The following is a 6271-nucleotide window of genomic DNA, read 5'->3' on the forward strand; positions in this document are numbered from 1 at the left end:
CCCGCTCATGCCGCTCCTCATGGCGCTCCTCATGTTGGCGCCAGGCCGTCGAGCAGCGCACCCGCGACCAGCAGGCAGAGCTGCAGCAGCGACGCCCGGAAGTTGGCCATGGCGTTGGCCGGCGTCGGCTCGCGCCACAGACGCCAGCTCTTCCACAGGAAGAAGAGGCCGCCCGAGGCGGCGCCGAGGCCGTAGAGCGCGCCCATGCCGAAGCCCAGCGGCAGCAGCGAGATCGCCGCGAGGGCCGCCGTGTGGGCGAGGATGGCGAGCGTCCAGGCGCGCGGCGGGGCGATCACCGGAAGCATGGGAATGCCGGCGCGGACATAGTCCTCGCCGCGCGCCGCCGCGAGGCTCCAGAAGTGCGGCGGCGTCCACAGGAAGAGGACGATCGCCAGCGTCACCGGCACCGGCTGCGGCACCGGATCGACCGCCGCCGCGCCGGCCAGCACGGCGAAGCTGCCGGAGAGTCCGCCGACCACGATGTTCCACACGCTGCGGCGTTTCAGCCAGACGGTGTAGACGATGCCGTAGACGAAGGCGCCGAGGAAGACGAACAGCGCGGCGAGCGGGCCGCCGGCCGCGACCGCCATCACGAGCGACAGGATCAACAGGACCGCGAAAGCCGCCGGCCACCACGGGCCGGGCGCCAGCAGGCCTGAAGCGAACGGCCGATCGCGCGTGCGCCGCATCAGCCGATCGAGGTCGCGCTCGTAATAGTGGTTGAAGGCGCCGGCCGCGCCCGCCGCGCCGAGGACCGCCAGCGCGAGCCCGGCCTGCTGCCACCACGCCGGCGGGGCGCCGCTGGTCACGGCCACGCCCGCGAGCGCGCTCGCGGCGATGGCTGTTCCGATCCTGAGCTTCAGGAGGGAAACGATCGTGCGGGTCGCGGTCGCGGCGGGCATCTCGGGTTTCCTCCGGCGCTCAGCGGAACAGCCAGAGCTCGGACAGGTACTTCCAGTTGATGAAGTAGTAGAGCACGAAGGCGACGAAGAAGACCGTCACCAGGATCGCCGTGCCCGGCAGCTTCAGCGTCCCCTCGCTGCCGTAGTGCGACGCCACCTCGCCGCCGCCGGCATGCAGCGGGAAGGTGAGCTTGTGGCCGCCGGTGATCTTCTTGCCGAACAGCACGGTGAACACCGTGATCAGCACGAACAGCGCGCCGCCCAGCGCGGCGATGACGGCGAACAGGCCGTTCAGCCCCATCATCAGGAAGGCGCCGGCCGAGTAGGCGAAGGAGAGCTCCGAATCGGCGAAGGTGATGTCCCAGTGCCGGCGCGCCACGCCCAGCGTACCCGCCCCCATCATGAACAGCGAGATTCCCGCCGCGCCGATGCCGAACAGGTAGGGCTGCAGGCGCGCGAGCCTGGGCCACACGATCTCGCGCTCGAAGACCAGCGGCAGCACGAGGTAGGTCGCCGCCATGAAGGCGAGTGTCGTTCCGGCGACCACCGTGCCGTGGAAATGGCCCGGCACGTAGATGGTGTTGTGCATCAGCACGTTCAGCTGCTCGGTGCCGAGCACGACGCCGGAAATGCCGCCGATGAAGCCGAAGAAGACGAGCGACAGGAACATCCCGGAAAAGGCGGGATGGCCCCACGGCGCCTTGCGCAGCCACTCGAACACGCCCTTGTTGAAGCCGTTGCGCCGCTGCGCCGCCTCGATCGAGCCGGGCACGGTGAGGCCGTGGATCATCGAGCCCAGCACCGCGAGGTACATCATGTAGCTCGTGTTGACGATCTTCCAGCTCGCGTCGAGGCCCGGCTCGGCCAGCAGGTGATGCGCCGAGGCGAGCTGCAGGAAGAGGATGTAGAGCAGGAAGGCGGTGCGGCTCACCTTCTCGCTGAGCGGCTTCGCGCCGACCAGCAGCGCGGCGACCAGGTACCAGATCGAGACGTGGGCCGAGACGTTGATCTGCTGCGAGGAATGGCCCATCGCCCACCACACCACCTTGTACATCAAGGGGTCGATGCTGGAGATGAGGCCGAGCGACCACAGCCATGTCGGCACGAGGATGATGGCGCCGGAGGCGAGCGTGAACACGGCGATGATCGCCGCGGTCAGGGCGCCGAAGGTGACGAGCGGGATCGAGCCCTTGTAGGTGCCCTCCTCGCGCGCGATCACCAGGTTGGCGAAGAAGATCGCGACCCCGATCAGCGCGCCGACGGCGAACAGGATCAGCGCGAGGTAGAAGTGCGACTTCGCCATCATCGGCGGATAGGAGGTGAACATCACGCTCGATTCGCCCTGCAGGACGGCGACGTTCGCCATCACGCCGCCCGCCACCATCAGCGCGAAGCCGAGCCAGGCGAGCCGGGGCGCCGCCAGCCGGCAGTTCAGCAGGATCGTCGAGGCGAAGTAGAGCACCGCGACCTCGAAGAAGATGATCCAGAACAGGAGCACGTTGGCGCCGTGCCCGGTCAGCACGAGGTAGAACCACTCCGCGGGCAGCAGGTGGACCGCGGGCCAGCGCGTCAGCGCCACCAGGAGGCCCATCAGGCCGCCGAGCGCGAGGAAGACCACCGCGGCGACGGCGTTGGCCTTGATCAGCGCCTGCGCGGCGCTGTCGATCCTGAGTCCGGTGTACTGGCAGAGGCGGTATTCGGCGCTTCTCGGCACCACGCCGACGGCGGTTTCGGCTGTCATGGCCTGTCTCCCCCCGCGAAGCGGTTTTCGCCGCCCGCCTTCTTCTGGTCGGTGACGTAGATCTTGCCCGTCATGGTGTGGTGGCCGAGGCCGCAGAACTCGTTGCAGACGATGCCGAACTCGCCGGCCTCGGTGGGCGTCAGCGTGATCACGTGCTCGTAGCCGGGATGGACCTGGATGTTGATGTTGACCGGCTGCAGCGAGAAGCCGTGCTGCAGGTCGGCCGACGAGATGTGGATGCGGTAGCTCCGGCCCTTCTCCAGCTCGAGGATCGGCCACCACTGCCAGACGCGGCCGAGCAGATAGACCTCGGCACCCGCTCCCGGCTTCACCACGGGAATGCCCTTCTCCTCGCGCACCTTGTATTTGGCGGCGAACTGCTCGACCTTCTCCTCGTAGCCCGACGGGGTGACGCGGTAGGCCTCCTTGTTCAGGTTCTGCCCGCCGACGAAGTGCCAGGCGATCATGAAGCCGAACATGAACAGGCCCCACAGGAACGCGATCACGATCCAGATCAGCTCGGTCCTCTCGACCGGCTCGTTCCACCAGATGATCCTGCCCGGAGGTGAGATCGCCATGTCATTCCCCCATCGGCTTCATTTGCCGAGCGGGATGGAAGCGACTTCCATCACGCCCCAGATCACGTAGAGGACGGTCGGCAGCGTCACGCCGAGGAAGAGCAGCAGGAACGGATTGTCGAGAATCCGCTGCATCATCGGCACGCGTTCCGTCTGCTGTTCTGCTGGTTCCGGCGTCGGCATCGGCGGACCTCCCGGTTGCTTTCGCAAAAAGCCTGTCCGATCCGCGCGCCGAGGTGGTTGATCTGGATCAAGGCGACCCCGCCGCGCGCGGACAATGAGTGCGACCAGAGGTCCCACTGCCAGCGAGGCGTCCATGCCCGCACGCCGGCGCGTTCGGCACGCGCTCGTTTCGGCCGTCGTCGTCTTCTCCATCGCGGTGCTGGCGCTTGCCTCGTCGAGCCCGCTCGGACGGCCGGCGCCGCCGCCACGACTGACACTTCTTTATGTGGGCGCCGAGGATTGCCCGCCCTGCCGCGCCTGGCAGGGCGGCGCCGGCCGCGACTTCCGCGCCTCGGCCGACTTCGCGCGGCTCTCCTATCGCGAGGCCGAGGCCCCGACGACGCGCGACGTCCTGAACGACGCCTACTGGCCGCCGGACCTGCGCTTCGCGCGCGAGGCCATCGACGCCTCCTCCGCGGCGGTGCCGCTGTGGCTCGTCGTGGTCGACGACCGCGTCGTCTTCCAGGCCTTCGGCCTGACGCAATGGCACGAAGCGATCCTGCCCCGGATCAGGGCGCTGCTGCGCTGAGTGTTGCCGCCGAGGTCGGCCGGGCGCAGAATTTCTCCCGCGAGACTCATGCTGCTCGCCCCCCAAGGGGGAGAGGGACATGAGCAGGACATGGACTTCCCGTGGGAGGGACCGTCATGAAGACGCGCTACTTCGTCCTGACACCCGATCGGCGCGCGCGCACGCTCAACGTGGTCGGCACGGAAGTGACCGTGCTGGCCGCCAACACCGTGACGCGGAGCTTTGGCATCACGCTGCAGCGGGGGGACGAGGGCACGGGGCCGCCGCCGCACAGCCACGACTGGGACGAAGCGTTCTACGTGCTGGGCGGCGAGATCCGGTTTCTGTGCGACGGCCAGGCCCATGTCTGCTCGCCCGGCACGCTGGTGCACGTCCCGCGCGGAACGGTGCACGGCTTCCGGTACGGCAAGGGCGGCGGTCAGATGCTGGAGATCACCGGCGAGAACGCGCGCGCCGCCGAGATGTTCGCCGCCGTCGACCAGGCCATCCCGCCGGGTCCGCCGGACATCGCCAGGCTGTTGCAGGTGTTCGAGCAGAACGGGGTCACCATCGCCGCTCCGGCCTGAGGGTTGCAACAGCAGGTACGGTAGACCGCCCCTCTCCCCGCCTCTCCCCCTCGCGGGGGCGAGGAGCCTGAAGATCGAGTCTCGCTGCTCATATTCCTCTCCCCCTTGGGGGAGAGGTCAGGAGAGGGGGTTGCAACAGCACGTGCGGTAGACCGCCCCCTTGCGGGGGCGAGGAAGCATGAAGAAGTGAGTCTCGCGACTCAGAGAGGGGTCACGCCACCTTCGCGACCGGCGCGGCGGCGATGCGGTGGACGTTGAGGCCGTCCTGGATGCCGCGCAGCTTGGCGAGCTGCTTGTCGACCGGCCATCCGGCGAGCGCCGGCGCGACGCCCTCGGCCTCGAAGACGTCCTCGGAGACGAAGATCTCGTCGGCATCGGCCAGCGCCTGCACGCGCGCGGCGATGTTCACGGTCTGGCCGAAATAGTCGAGCCGGTCGTTCAGCGTGACGGCGATGGCGGCGCCCTTGTGGATGCCGATCTTGAGCACCAGCTCGCGGTCGGGCCGGTCGCGGTTGAAGGCGGCGATCTCGCCGCGCATCTCGAGCGCGGCCTGGACCGCGTCGGCCGGCGAAAGGAAGGCCGCCATGACCGCGTCGCCGATCGTCTTGATGATGGCGCCGCCATGGCGGACCGTCACCGCCTGCAGGCGCTCGAAGTGCTGGTGCACGAGGGCGAAGGCGTTCAGGTCGCCGATCCGGTCGTAGAGCGCGGTCGAGCCCTTGAGGTCGGTGAACAGGAGCGTGATGTCGGTGACGCTCAGCCCCTCGCTGGCGCGGATCACCTCCGAGCGGAAGAGGTCGCGGAAGGTCTGCGTCGTGAGCAGGCGCTTGCCGGTGAGGAACGGCACGAAGTGCAGCGGCTGGCCGGGCACGAAGCCGGGCGGCAGGACGGCGAGCACGAAGGTGCCGCGCTCCCCGGTCGTATTGGTGACGGCGAAGGTCATGGCGCCCGGCGCGACCTTGCCGGTGGCGTATTGCCGGACCGGCTCGCCGAACTCGATCTCGAAGCGCTGCGGCTGGGCCGCGGGGGCGCCCTCGATCGCGTAGAGGAGCGCCGCGCCGCCCTCGTGGCTGACGCCGATCACGGTGCCCTCGCCGGCCTCGATCGACATCGGCGTCGTCTCGCCCGGCGGCAAATGGCTCGCCGCCCGCGCCACCGCCGCCTGCGCCTTCACGAACGGCGTGCCGTCGGGCAGCCGGCCGTCGGGGATGGCGCCGTACTCGAGGAAATACTCGCCCGGCGACAGCTCCTCGGGGCGATGGTACTTCAGCGTCCGGATCGTCGGCAGCACGGTGAAGGTGACGGCGACGAACTCGTCGAGCCGCGAGGTGAAGCCGGCCTGGCAGACGTTGCAGTAGTAGTGGTTGTGGACGCCCTTCAGCTCCTTGAAGCTCTCGACCACGCACGAGCAGAGCGGGCACACCAGGAGCCAGTTCATCTCGACCAGCCGCTGGTTGGTGGCGTGGAGGAAGAGATCGATGGTCTCGGTCTCGGAGAGGTTGCGCTCGCTCGCGAAGGTCAGCGGATTGATGCGAAACAGCGCCTCGTCGGGCGCGCTGCGCAGGTGACTCTCGAGCTTCGAGACCAGACGCGGGCTCCAGGCGCGCACCGCCTCCAGCGCCGCCAGCCGCTCGTCGAGCAGCTTTTCGTCGAGTTGCGCGATCATCGGCCATCTCCCCACACGCCCGCTCGCGAGCGCCATTCGGACACCATTCGCGGCAAATTGCAACGAC

General features: G+C 68.7%; 7 protein-coding genes. 2 read left to right on the forward strand and 5 right to left on the reverse strand.

Going from position 1 to position 6271, the window contains the following annotated elements; all coding sequences use genetic code 11:
• Nucleotides 1–29: 29 nt before the first annotated feature.
• Genes cyoE through VH499_RS03900 form a run of 4 tightly spaced genes read right to left on the reverse strand, consistent with a single transcriptional unit; the run spans nucleotide 30 to nucleotide 3404 of the window.
• A complete protein-coding gene (gene cyoE / locus VH499_RS03885) occupies nucleotides 30–902 on the reverse strand; it encodes a heme o synthase (protein WP_332051377.1) in 873 nt (290 codons plus the stop codon).
• Nucleotides 903–921: 19 nt separating this feature from the next.
• Entirely contained in the window at nucleotides 922–2643 is a 1722-nt protein-coding gene (locus tag VH499_RS03890) for a cbb3-type cytochrome c oxidase subunit I (protein ID WP_332051378.1), read from the reverse strand.
• Nucleotides 2640–3221, reverse strand: coding sequence for a hypothetical protein (locus tag VH499_RS03895; RefSeq protein ID WP_332051379.1), 582 nt, complete (start codon nucleotides 3219–3221; stop codon nucleotides 2640–2642). The genes VH499_RS03890 and VH499_RS03895 overlap by 4 nt, the downstream gene beginning before the upstream one ends.
• Nucleotides 3222–3239: 18 nt before the next feature.
• A complete protein-coding gene (locus tag VH499_RS03900; RefSeq protein WP_332051380.1) occupies nucleotides 3240–3404 on the reverse strand; it encodes a hypothetical protein in 165 nt (54 codons plus the stop codon).
• A gap of 133 nt (nucleotides 3405–3537) precedes the next feature.
• On the opposite strand from VH499_RS03900, the gene VH499_RS03905 reads away from it, so the two are divergent.
• Together VH499_RS03905 and VH499_RS03910 are read left to right on the forward strand one after the other, a co-directional pair.
• Nucleotides 3538–3972, forward strand: a complete 435-nt coding sequence (locus tag VH499_RS03905; protein ID WP_332051381.1) for a hypothetical protein — start codon at nucleotides 3538–3540, stop codon at nucleotides 3970–3972.
• Between the two features lie 116 nt (nucleotides 3973–4088).
• Nucleotides 4089–4538 carry a cupin domain-containing protein gene (locus VH499_RS03910; protein ID WP_332051382.1) on the forward strand — a complete coding sequence of 150 codons (450 nt, stop codon included), beginning with the start codon at nucleotides 4089–4091 and terminating at the stop codon, nucleotides 4536–4538.
• 211 nt (nucleotides 4539–4749) lie between these two features.
• Here VH499_RS03910 and VH499_RS03915 read toward each other — a convergent pair whose 3' ends face one another.
• The gene (locus VH499_RS03915; RefSeq protein WP_332051383.1) at nucleotides 4750–6204 is read right to left on the reverse strand and encodes an adenylate/guanylate cyclase domain-containing protein; all 1455 of its coding nucleotides are present in this window, start codon (nucleotides 6202–6204) and stop codon (nucleotides 4750–4752) included.
• Nucleotides 6205–6271 lie beyond the last annotated feature (67 nt).

It is taken from the genome of Reyranella sp., assembly GCF_036558665.1.
Taxonomy (GTDB): Bacteria; Pseudomonadota; Alphaproteobacteria; order Reyranellales; family Reyranellaceae; genus Reyranella.

Excerpts from the sequence above, each read along its gene's own strand:
- VH499_RS03890 (WP_332051378.1), bottom strand. The coding sequence starts at position 2,643 with ATGACAGCCGAAACCGCCGTCGGCGTGGTGCCGAGAAGCGCCGAATAC.
- VH499_RS03895 (WP_332051379.1), bottom strand. The coding sequence starts at position 3,221 with ATGGCGATCTCACCTCCGGGCAGGATCATCTGGTGGAACGAGCCGGTC.
- VH499_RS03910 (WP_332051382.1), top strand. The coding sequence starts at position 4,089 with ATGAAGACGCGCTACTTCGTCCTGACACCCGATCGGCGCGCGCGCACG.
- VH499_RS03900 (WP_332051380.1), bottom strand. The coding sequence starts at position 3,404 with ATGCCGACGCCGGAACCAGCAGAACAGCAGACGGAACGCGTGCCGATG.
- VH499_RS03915 (WP_332051383.1), bottom strand. The coding sequence starts at position 6,204 with ATGATCGCGCAACTCGACGAAAAGCTGCTCGACGAGCGGCTGGCGGCG.
- cyoE (WP_332051377.1), bottom strand. The coding sequence starts at position 902 with ATGCCCGCCGCGACCGCGACCCGCACGATCGTTTCCCTCCTGAAGCTC.
- VH499_RS03905 (WP_332051381.1), top strand. The coding sequence starts at position 3,538 with ATGCCCGCACGCCGGCGCGTTCGGCACGCGCTCGTTTCGGCCGTCGTC.